This window comes from Achromobacter sp. K91, assembly GCF_003576205.1.
GTDB lineage: Bacteria > Pseudomonadota > Gammaproteobacteria > Burkholderiales > Burkholderiaceae_B > Achromobacter > Achromobacter aegrifaciens.
The window spans coordinates 309,755-326,748 of the sequence record NZ_QWFB01000037.1 but is presented as its reverse complement, the minus strand read 5'-3'; the positions used below and the strand labels follow the sequence as shown (position 1 = coordinate 326,748).

The following is a 16,994-nucleotide window of genomic DNA, read 5'->3' as shown; positions in this document are numbered from 1 at the left end:
AGGAGGAGTGACACATGCAGTCCATCGATTTTCAGGCGCGCCGCAAGCGCGTCGCCCAACACGCGCGCGAACTCGGCTTCGATGCCTACCTGGGCACCCGCCAGGGCGCGCTGCACTACCTGAGCGGCGCATTCATGCCCTGGCGCGGCGCCGTGCTGGTCACGGCTGACGGCCACTGCGAATTCATCTACTGGGCCATGGACGCCTCGCGAGTGCGGGTGGAAGGCCATGAGATGGAAATGTACGAGTTCGAGTTTTCCGACTTTCCGCAACTGATACGCCAGCGCCTGGAGCATCACGGACTGACGCGTGGCAAGGTGGCGCTGGACCTGTCGCACCCCGGGGCGGCGCAGGTGGCGCCGGGCATGCTGACTGCGGCCGAGTACTTCGACCTCACCAGCCATCTGCCCGACATCCGTTTCGCGAACGGCGTGGACGTGATCGACGACGTCATGCTGATCAAGGACGCTGCCGAGATCGAGCGCCTGCGCCATGCGGCGGAAGTCTCGGACTACGGTTTCGAGCAGGGCATGAATGCGGTGCGGGTCGGAGCGACCGAGAACGAGATCGCCGGCGAAATCGAGCGTGCGATCCGGCAACGGGGCAGCACCTGGTCCTGGGCGGTGACTGGCGGTACCGAAGTCGGGGCCGGCGAGCGCACGGGATTCCTGCGCGGCGTGACTCAGCAGGCGACCGACCGCGTCATCCAGCCGAACGAATTCGTGATCCTGGACCTGCATCCCTTGCTGGACCTCTACATGGCGGATACGGCATTGCCCGTGTTCCTGGGCAAGCCCGACCCGGTCCAGAGCAAGCTGATCGATTGCTGGGAAGAGACCGTGCAGACCATGCTGGCATCGTTGACGCCGGGCCGGCCGATAGCGGAGTGCGCCAGCCGCGGCATTGCCGTGTTCGAAAAGCACGGACTGAGCGAGTTCGGTCTGCCCCTGTTCGGCCATGGCCTGGGCACCTGCGCGCGCACCCGGCCCTTCATCAACCTGCGCAGCCGCGACGTCGTGACGCCCGGCATGGTGGTGGCGTTGGGCACGCACCTGTACCGCCCGGGCGTGGGCGGCATGCGGCTGGAGTATCCGGTGCTGATCGGAGAGCACGGCGCCGAGCCGCTGGTGCGCACCGAGGCCCGCGTGCACCGCCTTCCCTGAACCTCTGCCGGAGCCTGATGATGAAAGCGATACCCCTGAGCCCGCTGATCGGCGCGGCCGTCCATGGCGTGGATCTGGAAACCCTGGACGACGCCGCCTTCGCGGATGTGAATGCGCTGTTCCTGCGCCACCAGTTGCTGGTCTTCAAGAACCAGGGCCTCTCGCCCGAGGGCCAGTTGCGCTTCAGCCGCCGCCTGGGCGAGCTGGATATCCACGTGCTGGCCCAGTACAACCATCCCGAGTATCCCGAGATATTCGTGCTTTCCAACGAGGTCAAGAACGGCGTGCCGGCGGGCATCGCCGACGGCGGTTCGTACTGGCATTCGGATTTCGCCTTCCGCGAATGCCCGGCCAAGGCCACCATTCTGAATGCGCAACAGATTCCACCGGAAGGCGGCAACACCCTGTTCGTCAACATGTACCAGGCCTACGAGGAACTGGACGGCGCCGTGCAAAGCCAATTGGCGGGCCTGCGGGCGGTGCACCGCTACCGGCGCAAGAACACCAGGGCCGACGAAGGCACCCAGGTGAAGATGGACGCCAGCCAACTGGCCGGCACGCCTGACGTCGAACATCCCATCGTGCGCACGCATCCCGAGACGGGCCGCAAGGCGCTCTACGTCCATCCCGGCATGACCGCCGAGGTGTCTGGCTGGGGCGAGGCGGACAGCCAGGAATTGCTGGACCGCCTGTTCGCGCATTGCACGCAGGAGCAGTACCAGTACGCGCTGCAATGGGAGCCGGGCGACGTGGTCATGTGGGACAACCGCTGCGTGATGCACAAGGCCACCACCCGTGAACTGCCGGCCAGCATGCGGCGCACGATCTACCGCACCACGGTCATGGGCGAACGTCCCGTCTAGGCGCTGCCGATGTCCACCCGTCAGCCCTCAGGCCGCGCCGGTGGCGTGACGCAGTTGGAAGCCTTGCCTTTGGACGGCGGGGAAACGCTGGCGCCGGTCCGGCTGGCCTGGGCCAGCTACGGTCCGCCGCCGGAGCACGCGCGCGCCGTGGTGTTGCTGCTGCATGGCATATCCGGCAGCCACCAGGCCTTGCTTGCGGCCGAGGGAGAGGTCCATCCCGATGCCGGCTGGGCCAGCCCCTGGCTGGGGCCGGGAGCGGCGCTGGACACGCGCGATACCTGCGTGCTGGCGCCGAACGCGTTGGGATCCTGTTTCGGCAGCAGCGCGCCGATCGGGGCGGCCGCCAGCGCATTTCCTGACATATCGATTGCCGATGGCGTGCACCTGCAGGGGGAATGGCTGCGCGCGATCGGCGTCGAGCGCCTGGATGCGGTGGTGGGTTATTCCTACGGCGGCTATCAGGCCTTCCAGTGGGCCGTGGCCGCGCCGCTGCCCGTCGGGCGGGTGGTGGCGCTGGCGTCGGCGCCGCGCGGCGGCGGCAGCATGGCGGACGCGCAGCGCCTGCGCCGCATCGCCGCCGCCCTCGACGCGGGCGATGCGCATGCCTGGAACGAATGGGTCGAATTGCGCTGCGCAACCCTGCGTCGCTATGGCTACGCGCAATGGCTGGCCGATGCGGGCGAACCCGCCGCGGAGCAGCGCTTGCGGGCCGAGGCGCAGGCCTGGGCGGCGCGTTTTTCACCGTGGTCCATGGCGGCGCTCAGGACGTCCGCCTGCCGCTACGACGTGCGCGACGCGCTGCTGGAAACCGCTACGCCCGTGCGTTGGCTGCGCTGCGTATCCGACGAGCTCTTTGCGCCCGACGATCCGGGCGCGGGGGCGCGGATCGCGTATCCCGCCCATATTGTCCAGACCAGCGTGGCTGGGCGCTACGGCCATCTGTCGCCGCTGCTGGAAGGCCGTCTGTGGGATGCCCAGCTGCGGCAGGCGCTGGCATAGCAGAGGCTGTGCCACCCCGGCGCAGGAAAACCCGGGCGAAAAAATGCCCGCTTGCGCGGGCATTTTTCATCTGTGCGGCAAGGCTTACTGGATCTTGGCCTTTTCGCGCAGTTCCTTCTGGTAGTCGGCCAGGGTTTGCTGGCGCAGCATTTCTTCCAGTTGCGGGCGCACCTGGTCGAGCGGCGGGAATTCCACCGGACGGGTGTCGTCGACCACGATGATGTGCCAGCCGTACTGGGTCTGGACCGGCTTGTCGACCATTTCGCCCTTCTTCAGCTGCGTCACGGCTTGCGCGAACGGCTGGACGTAGTTGGTCGGGGGAGCCCAACCCAGGTCGCCGCCCTTGTCGGCGCTGCCGGGGTCCTTGGAGTTCTTCTTGGCCAGGTCGTTGAACTTGCTCTTGTTGCTCTTGATCTGGGCCAGCAGGTCATTCGCCGTCTTCTCGTCTTCGACGAGGATGTGGCGGACCTTGTATTCCATCTTGCCGGCCTGTTCCTTCTTGATCTTCTCGTATTCGGCCGTGACCTTGGCGTCCGACACGGGGTGCTTGGCCAGGTAGTCGGCCATCAGGGCGCGGACCAGGATGCCTTGGCGGGCCAGTTCGACTTCGGTCTGGACGTCGGCCTGCTTGGCGATACCGCTGGATTCGGCGGCTTGCACGAAGATCTGGCGGTTGATCATTTCCTGCTTGACCTGTTCGCGCAGTTGCGGCGAATCGGTGGCGCCCTGGCTGACCAGCAGCTTGACGAATTGATCCAGGCTCTTCTGCGAGATGGCCTTGCCGTTGACGGTAGCCACGTTCTGAGCGAAAGCCGGCACGGCGATGACGCAGGCCGCAGCCAGCATGACGATGCGTTTCATGAATATCCTTTTACTTTCTATTTGGGAGCCTGGGCATCTAGCGCAAGCGCATGAATCGGATAAGGGATCAAATCTTGCAAATGATGATACACCAGCCTATGCCGCGCAACGGGCGAAAGCCCCGCGAAGCAAGGCGCTACGATGATCACGCGATAGTGGCCGGCGCCGTTTTTACTGCCTTCGTGGCCGGCATGCAAATGCGAGTCGTCCAGAATGTCCAAACTGACAGGTTCCAGGGCGGCTAGCCGCTCCCGGATCAGGGAAATGCGGTCGGTGGTGTCTGACATGAGGAGTGAGGGTTGGTTCCGGCGCGGCGCGCCGGCCATGGATTTCGGAAGGGATCAGGGCTGGGGTGGCGGGGTGTCGGAGGAGGGGGCCTGTTCCTCCGTCTGGATATGCTTGCCCAGCCAGATCGACTGGCCGATCACGAAGACCACCATCAGGCCCATCAGGCCGAAGGCCTTGAAGCTGACCCACTGCGATTCGGTGAAGTGGCCGGAAAACGCCACATACAGGTTGAGCGCACCCGCGATCAGGAAGAAGCCGGCCCAGACCAGGTTCAGGCGTTCCCAGGCGGCGTCGGGCAGCTGGATCTGCTTTTCCATCAGGCGGCGGATCAGGTTGCGGCCGAACAGCAAGCGCGCAAAGACCAGCGCGCCGCCGAACAGCCAGTACAGCACCGTGGGCTTCCACTTGATGAAGACGTCGCTGTGCAGCCAGATCGTGGCCCCGCCGAACACCAGGATGACGGTCAGGTTGATCCAATGCATGGCCTCGGTGGCGCGGCCCGTCGCTTTCAGCCAGACGATCTGCAGCACGGCCGCCGCCATGGCGACGCCCGTGGCGATGAAAATGTCCGTGTACCGATACGCAATGAAGAAAAGGAACAGCGGAAACAGGTCGAACAGGAACTTCTTCATTCAGTCTTCTATGGGTTCAAACGTCATCGACAGGGAATTGATGCAGTAGCGCAGTCCGGTGGGTTCGGGGCCGTCGGGGAAGACGTGTCCCAGATGCGAGTCGCAGACGTTGCACAGCACTTCGGTGCGGACCATGCCGTGGGTGGTGTCGCGCTCTTCGCGCACCAGTTCAGGGTCCAGCGGCTGGAAGTAGCTGGGCCAGCCGCAGCCGGCGTCGAATTTGGTGTCGGAAGCGAACAGCGCCGTGCCACAGCCCACGCAGCGGTAGATGCCGTGAGAGAACGTATTCCAGTAACGCCCGGTGAATGCCCGTTCGGTACCCTTTTCACGGGCGACGACGTATTCTTCGGGGGAAAGCTGGGCCCGCCATTCGGCGTCGGATTTTCGTACTTTGTCCATATGAGCTCTTGGAGTCCCGATGCCCGAAATGGTTCGGGCATAATCCCGCCCCATGTTAATCGAGTTTGACCAGGCGGTTGTTTCCACGCCCCAGGCGCAAGTGCTGAATGGGGTGAGCCTGACGCTGGCCGAACGACGCATCGGCATCGTCGGCCCCAATGGCGCCGGCAAGAGCACGCTGGCGCGCCTGATCAATGGGCTGGTCCTGCCCTCGGCCGGCAATGTGCGGGTGGGCGGGCTGGACACCCGGCGCGACTTGAAGGCCGTGCGCCGCCAGGTCGGGTTCGTGTTCCAGAACCCTGAAAACCAGATTGTCTTCCCCATCGTCCGCGAGGACCTGGCGTTCGGCCTGAAGCATCTGTCCCCGGACCGCCAGCAGCGCGAAGCCCGTATCGATGCGCAGTTGGGCAGCCTGGGCGTCGGTCACCTGGCGGACCGGACCAGCCACACGCTGTCCGGCGGCGAACGCCAACTGGTGGCGCTGGCGGCAGTGCTGGTGATGGAACCGGCGCTGATCGTGTTCGATGAACCCACCACCCAGCTGGACCTGCGCAATCGCAATCGCGTGCGCGACGCCATTGCGGGCCTGCCCCATGATGCCATCGTCGTCAGCCACGACCTGGAGCTGCTGGAGGATTTCGACCGGGTGGTGGTGGTGCGCGACGGTAACGTCGCGGCCGATGACCAGCCGGCCGCCGCGCTGCGTTGGTACCGGGAGCACTGCGCATGATGGAGCCGCTTTACGTCGCGGGAGATACCTTTCTGCACCGCCTGCCCGCCTGGCTGAAGCTGCTGGCGCTGATGGCGGCGGGCGCGGGCCTGTTCCTGCTGCGCGACCCGCGCTGGCTGGCGCCTGCCTTCCTGGCCGCCGCCGCGCTGGTCTGGTCCACGGGCGTGGCCGCGGCTGCCGTCTGGCGGCAGGTCAAGGGCTTGGCCTGGGTGCTGCTGGCCGTCGGCGTGTTCACGGCCTGGTTCCAGGGCGGCCTGGAGGCGCTGGCCGTGCTGCTGCGCGTAGGCGCGATGGTGGGACTGGCCCTGGCCGTCACGCTGGCCACGCGCACCTCGGATCTGATTGCCGTCTGCGAAAAGGCGCTGATGCCACTGGAACGCCTGAGGCTTGTCGATGCCGGCAAGGTTGCGCTGGCCTTGGCGCTGGCCCTGCGTTTCGTGCCGGAGATCTGGCGCAACTTCCAGGAAATCCGCGAAGCCCAGGCCGCGCGCGGCCTGGGCGCCAATCCGGTCGCGCTGATCGTGCCCTTGATCGTGCTGACGCTGAAAAGAGCGCAGGAAGTATCCGAAGCGATAGACGCGCGCAGCCACTGAGGCCCGCGCGCCCAGTTCCATCTCCCAAAGGGGAAAACCGTGAAATCCAGTAATACCGTGCTGATTGCGCTGTTCGCGGCGCTGATCGTCGTCCTGAGCCTGATCCCGCCGATTCCACTGCCCGCCATACCGGTGCCGGTCACGCTGCAAACCTTGGGTGCCATGCTGGCGGGCGCAATGCTCGGACCCGTCCGTGGCGCGCTGGCCTGCCTGCTGTACCTGGCGCTGGCGGCGGTCGGGTTGCCCGTCCTGCCGGGAGGCCGGGGAGGGCTGGGCGCCTTTTTCGGGCCTACCGGCGGCTTTCTCGTCGGCCTGGTGGCGGGCGCCTTCGTGACGGGCTGGCTGGCGCGCAGCCTGGCCGGCCGCGCCGCGGGCGGCTGGGGGAAGTTCGCCGGCTATTTGGCGGCATGCGTGGTGGGCGGCATCGCGGTGGTCTACGCCTGCGGCGTGCCCTGGCTGGCCGCCGTGACGAAAATGGGTTTGGCCAAGGCTGCGATGGCGGTCGCGGTGTTCCTGCCCGGCGACCTGGCCAAGGCCGTGGTTGCCGCCTGGGTGGCGTCGCGGGTGGAGCGCGTGTGGCCGATGTTGGGGCGTTGAGTGGCGCGCCGCAGTCCAAGGGAATCCCCCAACTGACGGCCGCAAAGCTTTTCTAGTACAAGTTCGCCATTAACGAATGCGTTTGCTGAATTGCGTTTTTCGTAGCACATCAGGGAATTACCGGAGTTGCGCATCGTCATTTGATACTGTTTTAACCCTATAATATTTTTTTCTGTATAACTTTAACTAGGCTCGCCCTGCCTCGACCGAGGCGCCTCAGAGCCACCACAGGAGACAAAAACATGCGCAAGCACTTCGGCTTGTCCGCGGCGGCTGCCGCCATTGCCCTGGCCCTGCCGCTACTGGCGAACGCCCAGGTCAAGGTTGGCGTGACCGTGTCCAGCACCGGCCCGGCTGCCTCGCTGGGTATCCCCGAGCGCAACACCGTGGCGCTGCTGCCCAAGGAAGTGGCTGGCCAGAAGATCGAATGGATCGTCCTGGACGACGCCACCGACACCACGCAAGCCGTCAAGAACTCGCGCAAGCTGGCCTCCGACGACAAGGTCGACGTGCTGATCGGCACCTCGGTCACGCCGGGCTCGCTCGCCATGGTCGACGTGGCTGCCGAAGCCAAAGTGCCGATGATCAGCGTGGCCGCCAGCGCCAAGATCGTCGAACCCGTGGACGACAAGCGCCGCTGGGTCTTCAAGACCCCGCAGAACGACGCCCTGATGGCCGGTGCCCTGGCTGACGCAATGGCCAAGTCCAAGGTCAAGACCCTGGGCTTCATCGGCTTTGCCGACGCCTACGGCGACGGCTGGCTGGACGTGATGCAAAAGGCCGCCAAGGCCAAGGGCATCGAGATCGTCGCCATCGAGAAATACAGCCGCACCGACACCAGCGTGACGGGCCAGGTGCTCAAGCTGGTCGGCGCCAAGCCCGACGCCATCCTGATCGCCGGCGCCGGCACTCCGTCGGCCCTGCCGCAAAAGGAACTGAAGGCCCGCAACTACGGCGGCACCATCTACCAGACGCACGGCGCCGCCAACAACGACGTGCTGCGCGTTTGCGGCAAGGACTGCGACGGCATGCTGCTGCCGGCCGGCCCGCTGCTGGTCGCGGCCCAGCTGCCCGATAGCAACCAGGTCAAGAAGTCGGCCCTGGCCTACGTCGAAGCCTATGAAAAGGCCAACGGCGCCGGTTCCACCAACACGTTCGGCGGCCACATGTGGGACGCCGGCCAGCTGGTCGTGGCCGCGCTGCCCGTGGCGCTGAAGTCGGGCGCCAAGCCCGGCACGCCGGAATTCCGCGTCGCCATGCGCGATGCCCTGGAAGGCGTGAAGGACCTGGCCGCGTCGCAAGGCGTGTTCAACATGTCGCCCACGGACCACGCTGGCTTTGACGAGCGTTCGCGCGTCATGGTCAAGGTGGAAGGCGGCAAGTGGGTCTACCAGCCCGGCCTGTAATCCTCCAGGATCGCCCGATCCAAGGGTGTGCAAAGCGCGGCGGCGCCCGCCGCGCGGCACCCTAGCAATGCTTCGCACCGGCCTTTCCGGCCGGTGTGTCGTATCAGTGTCCCGGGTGCGGCCGGAACACCAGAATAAATAAGGTTGTTAGATGGATTCCTCAATTGCGCTGATCCTGCTGCAAGACGGTGTCGTCAACGGCGCCATCTATGCCCTCCTGGGCATGGCTCTGGTGCTGGTGTTCGCCGTTACGCGCGTCATTTTCATTCCCCAGGGCGAGTTCGTGGCGTTCGGCGCCCTGACCCTGGCCATGCTGGTGGACGGCAAAGTGCCGGGCACCGCCTATCTCCTGCCGCTGCTGGGCATCGTCTGCCTGGCGCTCGAGCTGCTGCGCGCGCTGCGCACCCGCAGCGCAGCCGCCTTGCCCAAGGCCATCGCCACCTGTGTGGTTCTGCCGCTGGCGTTGCTCTGGCTGACCGTGACCTACACCGCACCCGGCAATTCGCTGTGGCTGAACATGCTGCTGACGCTGCTGCTGGTGATCCCGATGGGTCCGATGGTCTACCGCATCGTCTACCAGCCGCTGGCCGAAGCCACCGTGCTGGTGCTGCTGATCGTTTCCGTGGCCGTGCACTTCGCGCTCACCGGCCTGGCGCTGGTCTTCTTCGGCGCCGAAGGCTGGCGCACTCCGGCCTTCGTCAGCGGCCAGGTCGACCTGGGCTTCATGACCTGGTCGGCGCAAAGCCTGTTCGTGGTGGCGACATGCGCCATCCTGATCATCGGCCTGTGGCTGTTCTTCGGCAAGACGCTGTATGGCCGCGCGCTGCGCGCCACGGCCGTCAACCGCCGCGGCGCCCGCCTGGTCGGCATCAGCACCACCATGTCCGGCAGCCTGACCTTCACGCTGGCCGTTGCCATCGGCGCCATGTCCGGCATGCTGATCGCGCCCATCACCACCGTGTACTACGACACCGGCTTCCTGATCGGCCTGAAGGGCTTTGTCGGCGCCATCATCGGCGGGCTGGCCAGCTACCCCGTGGCGGCCGCGGGCTCGCTGCTGGTGGGCGTGCTGGAGTCCTTCTCGTCCTTCTGGGCCAGCGCCTACAAGGAAGTGATTGTCTTCACCCTGATTATCCCGGTTCTGGTCTGGCGTTCGTTCAGCACCCATCACGTGGACGAAGAGGAATAAACGTCATGAACCGCATTCTGCTTGCCGTCTTCATCGTCGTCCTGGCGGGCCTGCCACTGCTGCCGGTCACGCCCGAATTCTGGGTGACGCAACTCAATTACATCGGGCTGGCCAGCCTGGTGGTGCTGGGCCTGGTGCTCTTGACCGGCGTGGGCGGCCTGACCTCGTTCGGCCAGGCGGCGTTCGTGGGCCTGGGCGCCTACACCACCGCCTACCTGACCACGCAATACGATGTCTCGCCCTGGCTGGCGTTGCCGGCCGGGCTGATCCTGACGGCCGTCGTGGCCTACCTGCTGGGCGCGATCACCCTGCGCCTGTCGGGCCACTACCTGCCGCTGGGCACCATCGCCTGGGGCCTGTCGCTGTACTTCCTGTTCGGCAATATCGACTGGCTGGGCAAGCATGACGGCATCGCCGGCATCGAGCCCATCAGCATCTTCGGCATGTCCCTGGCCAGCGGCCGCCACATCTATTACCTGATCTGGGTGTTCGTGCTGCTGGCGTTGTGGGCGACCCGCAACCTGCTGAACTCGCGTCCGGGCCGCGCCATCCGCGCGCTCAAGAGCGGCGCCGGCATGGCCGAGTCCATGGGCGTGAACACCGCCGCCTACAAGGTCGTGATCTTCGTCTGGGCGGCGCTGCTGGCCTGCGTCTCGGGTTGGCTCTACGCGCACATGCAGCGCGCCGTCAGCCCCAGCCCGTTCGGCATCAACTACGGCATCGAGTACCTGTTCATGGCGGTGGTCGGCGGCGCCGGCTACGTCTGGGGCGCCCTGCTGGGCTCCAGCGTCATCCTGGTGCTGAAGGACCAGTTGCAGAACTTGCTGCCCAAGCTGCTGGACACCAACGCCAACTTCGAGATGATCGTCTTCGGCGTGCTGCTGATCCTGATGCTGCAATACGCCCGCAACGGCCTTTGGCCGATCCTGGCGGGCTGGTGGGACAGCATCACCGGCGCCGACAGCTCGCGCCGCAATCTGGCGCCGCCCGCGTCCGCGCCGGCCCTGCCGACGCGCGTGCGCCCGCAAGCCGGCCAGGTGGTGCTCGAAGTCGACGCCATCCGCAAGGAATTCGGCGGGCTGGTCGCCGTCAACGATATTTCCTTCAAGGTCGCGTCCGGCGAGATCATGGGCCTGATCGGTCCGAACGGCGCCGGCAAGAGCACGACCTTCAACCTGATCAGCGGCGTGCTGCCGGTGACGCGAGGCAAGGTTACCTTCATGGGCCAGCGCATCGACAGCCGTTCGGCGCGCGACATCGCCAAGCTGGGCGTGGGTCGCACCTTCCAGCACGTGCAGCTGCTGCCCGGCATGACCGTGCTGGAAAACGTGGCGCTAGGCGCGCACCTGCGCTCCGACGTCGGCGTGCTGGCGGGCGCCCTGCATTCGGACCGCGCCCGCGAGGCGCAGCTGCTGCACGAGGCCGCCGAACAGATCAAGCGCGTCGGCCTGGGCGAGTACCTGTACGAGCAGGCCGGCAACCTGGCGCTGGGCCAGCAACGCATCCTGGAAATCGCGCGCGCCCTGGCCGCCGACCCCGTGCTGCTGCTGCTGGACGAACCCGCCGCAGGCCTGCGCTACAAGGAAAAGCAGGACCTGGCGCGCGTGCTGGAACAGTTGCGCGCCGAGGGCATGAGCATTCTGCTCGTCGAACACGATATGGATTTTGTGATGCGTCTGACCAACCACCTCGTGGTGATGGATTTCGGCACCAAGCTGGCGGAAGGCGTGCCGGCCGACGTGCAAAAGAACCCGGCGGTGCTGGAAGCCTACCTGGGCGGCATCGATGATGACCTGCCCGAAGCGGACCAGGCCAAGCCCGTGTCGGCAGGAGGCGTGTGATGAGCGCTCCCGTACTCGAAGTCAGCAACCTGTCCGCCCGCTACGGCAAGGTGGGCGCGCTGGTGGGCGCCTCGCTCACCGTGCCCGCCGGCAGCATCGTCACGGTGATCGGCGCCAACGGCGCCGGCAAGTCCACCATGCTGAACGCCATGATGGGCTCGCTGCCGCAGACCGGCCACGCGGCCGGCACCGTGCAATACGCCGGCACCGACGTATCGGGCTGGCAGGTCGAGCGCCGCGTCGCGGCTGGCATGTCGCTGGTGCCAGAGCGCCGCGAACTGTTCGGCACCATGTCGGTGGAAGACAACCTGCTGCTGGGCGGGTTCCGCCGCTACCGCGCCCGCGAAAGCGGCTGGCGCGACACGCTGAACGAAGTCTTCGACCTGTTCCCGCGGCTGCGCGAGCGCCGCGCCCAGCAGGCCGGCACGCTGTCGGGCGGCGAACGCCAAATGCTGGCCGTCGGTCGTGCATTGATGGCCAAGCCCAACCTGCTGATGCTCGATGAGCCCAGCCTGGGCCTGGCGCCGCGCATCGTGCGCGAGATCTTCCACATCATCGCGCGCCTGCGCGAGACCGGCGTGGCAATCCTGCTGGTGGAACAGAACGCGCGCGCCGCGTTGCAGGTGGCCGATTACGGCTACGTGCTGGAAACCGGCGAAGTCATCCTGCACGGCCCGGCGCGCGAGCTGGCCGGCGACCCGAAGGTCATCGAAAGCTATCTGGGCCTGGGCAAGGGCGGCGAGCAAAGCTGACCGACTCCCAGCACATGAAGAGCCGGACGCCGCAAGGCATCCGGCTTTTTTTATCGTTCGAAGACCTCGACCACCCGGAACCGTTCGCACACCAGCACCAGGTCCGGCGCATAGCCGCCGTTGCGGTCGAAATAAGCGATGTGCGCATCGCGCCATGCCTCGTACGGGCCTTCGCCTTCGGCCAGCGCGAACGCCTCGTCCACCTGATCGAAGCGCTGGATCAGCACGCTGAGCGTCTCGATCACGCAAGCCGGGCGGCCCGAGCCGTCCAGCACGACGTCACGCCGACCGGCCTCGGGCACAGGTTCCTGTTCGTTGAAGTCGCGCAACGCGCCGCAGGTGGCGGTCTTCGTGCCGGCCAGCACCAGCGCAAGCAATTCGTCGGCTAACTCGGGCGAGTCGCCGAACTGGAAGGTCACGGCGTTTTCATAGGGGGCAGGTGGTTTCATGCCTGGGGTATCCATTGCAATATCAGCTCCTGTCCCATCGCGGGATCGGAAGTGGAGGGGGCGCCGGTTTCGATGCGGCCGGCCAGACGCCGCGTGTAGGTTGGATCGCCGCTTTCGCGCACGGTCAGGTCATACCATCCCGCGCTGCGGGTCATGTCCCAGGACAGGCTGACCGTCTCGCCGGGAGCGAGCGTGGCATCCTCTTCCTGGGGATAGCCGTAGGCGTTGGCTTCCACCCGGAATGAACGGGCCTGCGGGGCGGGGTTGCGCAGCGTCAATTGCAGCGATGCGCCAGGCCCCTGGTAGGCGGCCAAGACCTCCAGCGCCGGCAGGCCGGCGCGGCCGGTGCAATGGCGATGGAAGCCGTTGGGACCCAGCACCCACAGGTCGTAGCGTCCATCGTCAGCGGCGGTCTGCCATGCGCCCTCCAGATGCTTGCCGGCTTCCACGGTGTAGCGGCGCGGGCCGCGGTCCAGATGCAGCCGGTCATAGACGTGCAGCACCGCGCCCGCCGTGCCGCTGTTCTCGAAACGCAGCGTGACGCTTGCCGCGTCCGCGCGCGCGTGGACCTGCAACGCATAGGGCAGGGGGCGCGAGGGGCGCGTGCCCGCTTGCTGCCGCGCCGGCCCCGGCTGCAGCGGCGCGGGCGGCGTGATGGTGCCCGGCAGCGCCGATGCGAGGCCGGCGCGTTCGGCGGTGGCTGGAAAGCCGCTGGGCAGGCCTGCGCCGTCCGGCGCGGCGAAATCGAAGATCGAGGTCAGGTCGCCACAGACCGCGCGCCGCCACGGCGAGATATTGGGCTCGGCCACGCCGAAGCGTTGCTCGATGAAGCGCAGCACGGAAGTGTGGTCGAACACCTGCGAATTGACCCAGCCGCCCTTGGTCCAGGGCGACAGCACGTACATGGGCACGCGCGGACCCAGGCCGTAGACGCCGTGCAAATGCGCCAGCGTGTCGTCCTTCTCTGCGCCGGCGACGATCTCGTGATACTCGCCGCGCGTATTTACCGTGGACGCCCCGGCCAGCGCGCCCGATGCATCGCGCGCAGGCGGTGCGGGCGGCGGCATGTGGTCGAAGAAGCCGTCGTTTTCGTCGAACATCAGCAACAGGACGGTCTTGCTCCAGACCTCCGGGTTGGCCGTCAACGCATCCAGCACCCGGGCCGTGTAGTCGGCGCCTTGCGCCGGGCTGGACGGGCTGGGATGCTCGGAGCCGGCCTTCGTGGCGCAGATCCACGAGACCTGCGGCAGCGTGCCGTCCAGCACGTCCTGGCGCAGCAGGTCCAGGCCGCGGGTGGTGAGCGCCTTTTCCTTCAGCGCGGCCGCCGCGCCCGGCGCGCCATGGTAGGCGTCGCGGTAGGCCTTGAAGCCGGCGGTCGGGTTCAGCGAATAATTGTCCGCCATGTTCTGGTAGATGCGCCAGCTGATGCCGGCGGCCTCCAGGCGTTCGGGATAGGTCGTCCAGGTGTAGGCGCGCGCCGGATCGCCGCCCGTGAGCTTGTTGTAGGTATTGCCCAAGGCCGGGCCGTTGCCGCGGCCCAGGCCGTCGTTGGTGCCGGTCCAGACGAACAGCCGGTTGGTGTTGGTGCCGCCGGTGAACGAGCAGTGATAGGCGTCACAGACCGTGAAGGCGCGCGCCATGGCGTACTGGAAGGGCATGTCCTCGTCCGTGAAGTACGCCATCGAATGGTTCTTCTTGGCGGCCGGCCAGTTGCCCATGCGGCCCGCGTCCCAGGCGTCCTGCGCGTTGGACCAGGTGTGCGGCGTGCTGGCCACGCGCATGGTTTCGAAGGCCTCGCGCGTATCCAGATGGAAGGGCAGGACCGTGCGCGGCGCGCCTTCATCGGGTTTGTCGTTGTATTGCGCCCAGACGGTGCGATGGCGCGCGTCGGGGCTATCCGGCACGGGTATGGGAAAGCGGTCGCCAAACCCGCGTACGCCGGCCAGCGCGCCGAAGTAATGATCGAACGCGCGGTTCTCCTGCATGAAGATCACGATATGTTCCACGTCGCGGATCGTGCCCGTGCGCCGCGCCGCGGGGATCGCGAGCGCGCGGCGGATGGAGGCGGGCAGCAGGGCCAGGGCGCTGCCGGCGCCGGCCAGCGTCGCGCCGCTGCGGAGAAAATCACGTCGGGTCTGCATGAGGCATTCCTGAGAACGACGCTGCCCGCACAGGGGCGGGCAGCAGGGAGGGGGCTGAAACGGCGGCGATCCTACTTCGCGCCGGTGCTTTCCGCGTAATCCATGTACAGCTTGTGCGCGCGGCGGGCCATGGGGCCGTATTCCAGCTGGCGGTCTTCCACGCGGTTCACGTGCACCACCTTGCCGTAGTTGCCGGACGAGAACACTTCATCGGCTTCCTCGATGTCGGCGCGGGTCAGGCTGCGTTCCTGCACGTCGACGCCGTCGGCCTTCAACAGCGCCAGCACGCGGCGGCGCGTGATGCCGTTCAGGAAGGTGCCGTTGTCGGCGGGCGTGGACACCACGCCGTTCTTGGCGATCCACAGGTTGCTGGTGGCGAATTCGGCGATGTTGCCCGCGCCGTCCAGCATGATGGCGTTGTCGAAGCCCTTTTCGGCGGCTTCGCGGATGGCGCGCTGGCCGTTGGGGTACAGGCAGGACGCCTTGGCGTCGGTGGGCGCCATGTTGGGCCAGGAACGCGCAAAGCTGGAGAAGCAGGCGGAAAAGCCCTGGTCGCCCGGCATCGGCACCTTGAACACGTGCAGCACGAACTGGGTCTTGTCGGCGTCCGGCAGCAGGAAGCCGTCGGCGCAATAGAACATGGGCTTGATGTAGAGTTCGCTGCCTTGCGGGAACTTGGCTACAGCCTGCAGGCACAGCTTTTGGATCTCTTCCCAGCCGATCTGGGGCTTCATCAGCATTTTTTCGGCCGAGCGCACCACGCGCTGGCAATGCAGATCCAGGTCGGGCGTCAGGCCGCGGAATGCGCGCGCGCCGTCGAACACCATGCTGGCCATCCAGAAGGCGTGGTCGGCCGGGCCGAGCAATTTGGGGTTTTCAGTGGTCCAGTGACCGTTGTGCCAGAACAAGGCATCCATGGTTGTCTTCCTTCACTTGAATTGGGGTGGCGCTATCGGCGCGCCGAAACGTCAGGATACATGAGGCAGCGGCCGGCTTCGCGCCGTCATTCGCGCGCCAGCGCCGCCTGCACGCGGTCGGCTGCCTGCGCCGGCATCCATTGCCGCCAGACCGGGCCGTACTGCTTGAGGAAATAGCGCGCGGCGTCCTCGGGTTCCTTGCCTTCGTTTTCCAGCCAGCCCAGGGTGGCGTCGATGGCGTCGCTGGGCACAGTCAGCTTGCCCAGGAATTCGGCGATCTGCGGCGCCTGTTTCGCGAACTCGGCGTTCACGCCGGTGACGACGGGGTTGGGCTTGAACTCGGTGGGCACGGGATTCGCGCACTTGGGATCGGTCATGCAGGTGTAGGCGGCCTGGTCGAACGCGGGCAGTTCCAGCTTCACTAGATCCAGCGCGCCGACCAGCGAGGTGGGCGTCCAGTAGTAGAAGACGATGTCGCGTTTGCGCTTGTAGGCGGACACGATGGCGGCTTTTTGCGCGGCGCCGGAGCCGGGCGCGAACATCGCGTAGTCCTTATCGAGCTTCAAGGCGCGCAGCAGGTTCTCGTTCAGGGTGCCGCAGGCCCAGCCCGCCGGGCAGCCGTAGATCCGGCCGCGGCCGGGTTCTTCGGGATCGGCGAACACGTCCTTGAAGCGCGCCAGGTCGGCCGCGGACTTCAGCTCGGGATGGCGCTCGACGGTGTAGCGAGGCACGTACCAGCCTTCGCCGGCGTCGTAGACGTGGCCCACGCCCAGCACCTTGCCGCTGGCCAGGGCCTTCTTCCATGCCCCCTCGATCTGGCCGGGCCACACTTCCGGCGTGACGTCGACGTCGCCGCGTTGCAGCGCCGCCAGCATGGGCAGGGTTTCGCCGATTTCGACCGTGGTCTTGCAGCCGTAGCCGTGTTCCAGCACATAGCGTTCGATGCCGGCCAGCACCAGGTTGGATTCCCAGTTCAGGCCGCTGAAGCGGACGGGCCGTTTGACTTCGCATACCGGCGCGGCGGAATCCGCGGCTTGAGCAGCCGCGGGAAGGAGGGCTGCGGCCAGCGCCAGGGCGCCAAGGACGGGGGCGAGCGGATGCGGTTTGCGCATGGTCAGGCACCTGTTTGGTTGGGTGCCGTTCATTGTACGGGCGGCGGCCGCCGCGCCAAATG

Annotated in this window: 18 protein-coding genes; 10 read left to right on the top strand and 8 right to left on the bottom strand. The window is 66.6% G+C overall.

The genetic code is table 11. From position 1 onward, the window contains the following. The first annotated feature begins 14 nt into the window (after positions 1-14). The 3 genes from DXK93_RS20580 to DXK93_RS20570 are packed head-to-tail and all read left to right on the top strand — an operon-like array spanning position 15 to position 3,025. Complete coding sequence (locus DXK93_RS20580; RefSeq protein ID WP_054450530.1) at positions 15-1,163, top strand: Xaa-Pro peptidase family protein; 1,149 nt, start codon at positions 15-17, stop codon at positions 1,161-1,163. Between the two features lie 20 nt (positions 1,164-1,183). Next, entirely contained in the window at positions 1,184-2,026 is an 843-nt protein-coding gene (locus DXK93_RS20575; RefSeq protein WP_054451310.1) for a TauD/TfdA family dioxygenase, read from the top strand. Between the two features lie 9 nt (positions 2,027-2,035). Further along, on the top strand, positions 2,036-3,025 hold the full coding sequence (locus DXK93_RS20570; protein WP_119450987.1) for an alpha/beta fold hydrolase: 990 nt from the start codon (positions 2,036-2,038) through the stop codon (positions 3,023-3,025). 84 nt (positions 3,026-3,109) lie between these two features. On the opposite strand, the gene DXK93_RS20565 is transcribed toward DXK93_RS20570, so the two are convergent. Genes DXK93_RS20565 through msrB form a run of 4 tightly spaced genes read right to left on the bottom strand, consistent with a single transcriptional unit; the run spans position 3,110 to position 5,205 of the window. Then, positions 3,110-3,886, bottom strand: a complete 777-nt coding sequence (locus DXK93_RS20565; RefSeq protein ID WP_054450534.1) for a peptidylprolyl isomerase — start codon at positions 3,884-3,886, stop codon at positions 3,110-3,112. A 17-nt stretch (positions 3,887-3,903) separates the two neighbouring features. After that, positions 3,904-4,173, bottom strand: a complete 270-nt coding sequence (locus DXK93_RS20560) for a BolA family transcriptional regulator (protein ID WP_082400667.1) — start codon at positions 4,171-4,173, stop codon at positions 3,904-3,906. A gap of 54 nt (positions 4,174-4,227) precedes the next feature. Next, a complete protein-coding gene (locus DXK93_RS20555; RefSeq protein ID WP_119450986.1) occupies positions 4,228-4,806 on the bottom strand; it encodes a septation protein A in 579 nt (192 codons plus the stop codon). Further along, on the bottom strand, positions 4,807-5,205 hold the full coding sequence (msrB, locus tag DXK93_RS20550; protein WP_054450538.1) for a peptide-methionine (R)-S-oxide reductase MsrB: 399 nt from the start codon (positions 5,203-5,205) through the stop codon (positions 4,807-4,809). It lies immediately after the preceding gene. A 52-nt stretch (positions 5,206-5,257) separates the two neighbouring features. On the opposite strand from msrB, the gene DXK93_RS20545 reads away from it, so the two are divergent. The 7 genes from DXK93_RS20545 to DXK93_RS20515 all read left to right on the top strand — a co-directional run bounded on the left by DXK93_RS20545 (position 5,258) and on the right by DXK93_RS20515 (position 12,313). Further along, on the top strand, positions 5,258-5,935 hold the full coding sequence (locus tag DXK93_RS20545) for an energy-coupling factor ABC transporter ATP-binding protein (protein ID WP_054450540.1): 678 nt from the start codon (positions 5,258-5,260) through the stop codon (positions 5,933-5,935). After that, positions 5,932-6,528, top strand: a complete 597-nt coding sequence (locus DXK93_RS20540; RefSeq protein WP_054450543.1) for an energy-coupling factor transporter transmembrane protein EcfT — start codon at positions 5,932-5,934, stop codon at positions 6,526-6,528. Before DXK93_RS20545 ends, DXK93_RS20540 begins: the two co-directional genes overlap by 4 nt. A 39-nt stretch (positions 6,529-6,567) precedes the next feature. Further along, positions 6,568-7,125, top strand: a complete 558-nt coding sequence (locus DXK93_RS20535; RefSeq protein ID WP_054450544.1) for a biotin transporter BioY — start codon at positions 6,568-6,570, stop codon at positions 7,123-7,125. A gap of 242 nt (positions 7,126-7,367) precedes the next feature. Beyond that, positions 7,368-8,531 (top strand): ABC transporter substrate-binding protein, encoded by a 1,164-nt coding sequence (locus tag DXK93_RS20530; protein ID WP_054450546.1) that lies wholly within the window; start codon positions 7,368-7,370, stop codon positions 8,529-8,531. A 151-nt stretch (positions 8,532-8,682) separates the two neighbouring features. Continuing rightward, positions 8,683-9,720: a branched-chain amino acid ABC transporter permease gene (locus tag DXK93_RS20525; RefSeq protein ID WP_054450548.1), complete on the top strand. Its 1,038-nt coding sequence runs from the start codon at positions 8,683-8,685 to the stop codon at positions 9,718-9,720. Between the two features lie 5 nt (positions 9,721-9,725). After that, a complete protein-coding gene (locus tag DXK93_RS20520) occupies positions 9,726-11,561 on the top strand; it encodes an ATP-binding cassette domain-containing protein (protein WP_054450549.1) in 1,836 nt (611 codons plus the stop codon). Beyond that, positions 11,561-12,313, top strand: coding sequence for an ABC transporter ATP-binding protein (locus tag DXK93_RS20515; protein WP_054450551.1), 753 nt, complete (start codon positions 11,561-11,563; stop codon positions 12,311-12,313). The genes DXK93_RS20520 and DXK93_RS20515 overlap by 1 nt, the downstream gene beginning before the upstream one ends. Before the next feature lie 50 nt (positions 12,314-12,363). On the opposite strand, the gene DXK93_RS20510 is transcribed toward DXK93_RS20515, so the two are convergent. The 4 genes from DXK93_RS20510 to DXK93_RS20495 form a co-directional block, all read right to left on the bottom strand. Next, positions 12,364-12,762 carry an ASCH domain-containing protein gene (locus DXK93_RS20510; RefSeq protein WP_054450553.1) on the bottom strand — a complete coding sequence of 133 codons (399 nt, stop codon included), beginning with the start codon at positions 12,760-12,762 and terminating at the stop codon, positions 12,364-12,366. Next, positions 12,759-14,903 carry a phosphocholine-specific phospholipase C gene (locus tag DXK93_RS20505; RefSeq protein WP_119450985.1) on the bottom strand — a complete coding sequence of 715 codons (2,145 nt, stop codon included), beginning with the start codon at positions 14,901-14,903 and terminating at the stop codon, positions 12,759-12,761. The genes DXK93_RS20510 and DXK93_RS20505 overlap by 4 nt, the downstream gene beginning before the upstream one ends. A 71-nt stretch (positions 14,904-14,974) precedes the next feature. Continuing rightward, positions 14,975-15,820: a branched-chain amino acid aminotransferase gene (locus tag DXK93_RS20500; protein ID WP_054450557.1), complete on the bottom strand. Its 846-nt coding sequence runs from the start codon at positions 15,818-15,820 to the stop codon at positions 14,975-14,977. An 86-nt stretch (positions 15,821-15,906) separates the two neighbouring features. Then, the gene (locus tag DXK93_RS20495) at positions 15,907-16,932 is read right to left on the bottom strand and encodes an ABC transporter substrate-binding protein (RefSeq protein ID WP_054450558.1); all 1,026 of its coding nucleotides are present in this window, start codon (positions 16,930-16,932) and stop codon (positions 15,907-15,909) included. Positions 16,933-16,994: the final 62 nt, after the last annotated feature.

What these genes read in the sequence shown, in the direction of transcription:
- DXK93_RS20580 (WP_054450530.1), top strand. Translation starts at nt 15, where the DNA reads ATGCAGTCCATCGATTTTCAGGCGCGCCGCAAGCGCGTCGCCCAACAC.
- DXK93_RS20575 (WP_054451310.1), top strand. Translation starts at nt 1,184, where the DNA reads ATGAAAGCGATACCCCTGAGCCCGCTGATCGGCGCGGCCGTCCATGGC.
- DXK93_RS20570 (WP_119450987.1), top strand. Translation starts at nt 2,036, where the DNA reads ATGTCCACCCGTCAGCCCTCAGGCCGCGCCGGTGGCGTGACGCAGTTG.
- DXK93_RS20565 (WP_054450534.1), bottom strand. Translation starts at nt 3,886, where the DNA reads ATGAAACGCATCGTCATGCTGGCTGCGGCCTGCGTCATCGCCGTGCCG.
- DXK93_RS20560 (WP_082400667.1), bottom strand. Translation starts at nt 4,173, where the DNA reads ATGTCAGACACCACCGACCGCATTTCCCTGATCCGGGAGCGGCTAGCC.
- DXK93_RS20555 (WP_119450986.1), bottom strand. Translation starts at nt 4,806, where the DNA reads ATGAAGAAGTTCCTGTTCGACCTGTTTCCGCTGTTCCTTTTCTTCATT.
- msrB (WP_054450538.1), bottom strand. Translation starts at nt 5,205, where the DNA reads ATGGACAAAGTACGAAAATCCGACGCCGAATGGCGGGCCCAGCTTTCC.
- DXK93_RS20545 (WP_054450540.1), top strand. Translation starts at nt 5,258, where the DNA reads ATGTTAATCGAGTTTGACCAGGCGGTTGTTTCCACGCCCCAGGCGCAA.
- DXK93_RS20540 (WP_054450543.1), top strand. Translation starts at nt 5,932, where the DNA reads ATGATGGAGCCGCTTTACGTCGCGGGAGATACCTTTCTGCACCGCCTG.
- DXK93_RS20530 (WP_054450546.1), top strand. Translation starts at nt 7,368, where the DNA reads ATGCGCAAGCACTTCGGCTTGTCCGCGGCGGCTGCCGCCATTGCCCTG.
- DXK93_RS20525 (WP_054450548.1), top strand. Translation starts at nt 8,683, where the DNA reads ATGGATTCCTCAATTGCGCTGATCCTGCTGCAAGACGGTGTCGTCAAC.
- DXK93_RS20520 (WP_054450549.1), top strand. Translation starts at nt 9,726, where the DNA reads ATGAACCGCATTCTGCTTGCCGTCTTCATCGTCGTCCTGGCGGGCCTG.
- DXK93_RS20515 (WP_054450551.1), top strand. Translation starts at nt 11,561, where the DNA reads ATGAGCGCTCCCGTACTCGAAGTCAGCAACCTGTCCGCCCGCTACGGC.
- DXK93_RS20510 (WP_054450553.1), bottom strand. Translation starts at nt 12,762, where the DNA reads ATGAAACCACCTGCCCCCTATGAAAACGCCGTGACCTTCCAGTTCGGC.
- DXK93_RS20505 (WP_119450985.1), bottom strand. Translation starts at nt 14,903, where the DNA reads ATGCAGACCCGACGTGATTTTCTCCGCAGCGGCGCGACGCTGGCCGGC.
- DXK93_RS20500 (WP_054450557.1), bottom strand. Translation starts at nt 15,820, where the DNA reads ATGGATGCCTTGTTCTGGCACAACGGTCACTGGACCACTGAAAACCCC.
- DXK93_RS20495 (WP_054450558.1), bottom strand. Translation starts at nt 16,932, where the DNA reads ATGCGCAAACCGCATCCGCTCGCCCCCGTCCTTGGCGCCCTGGCGCTG.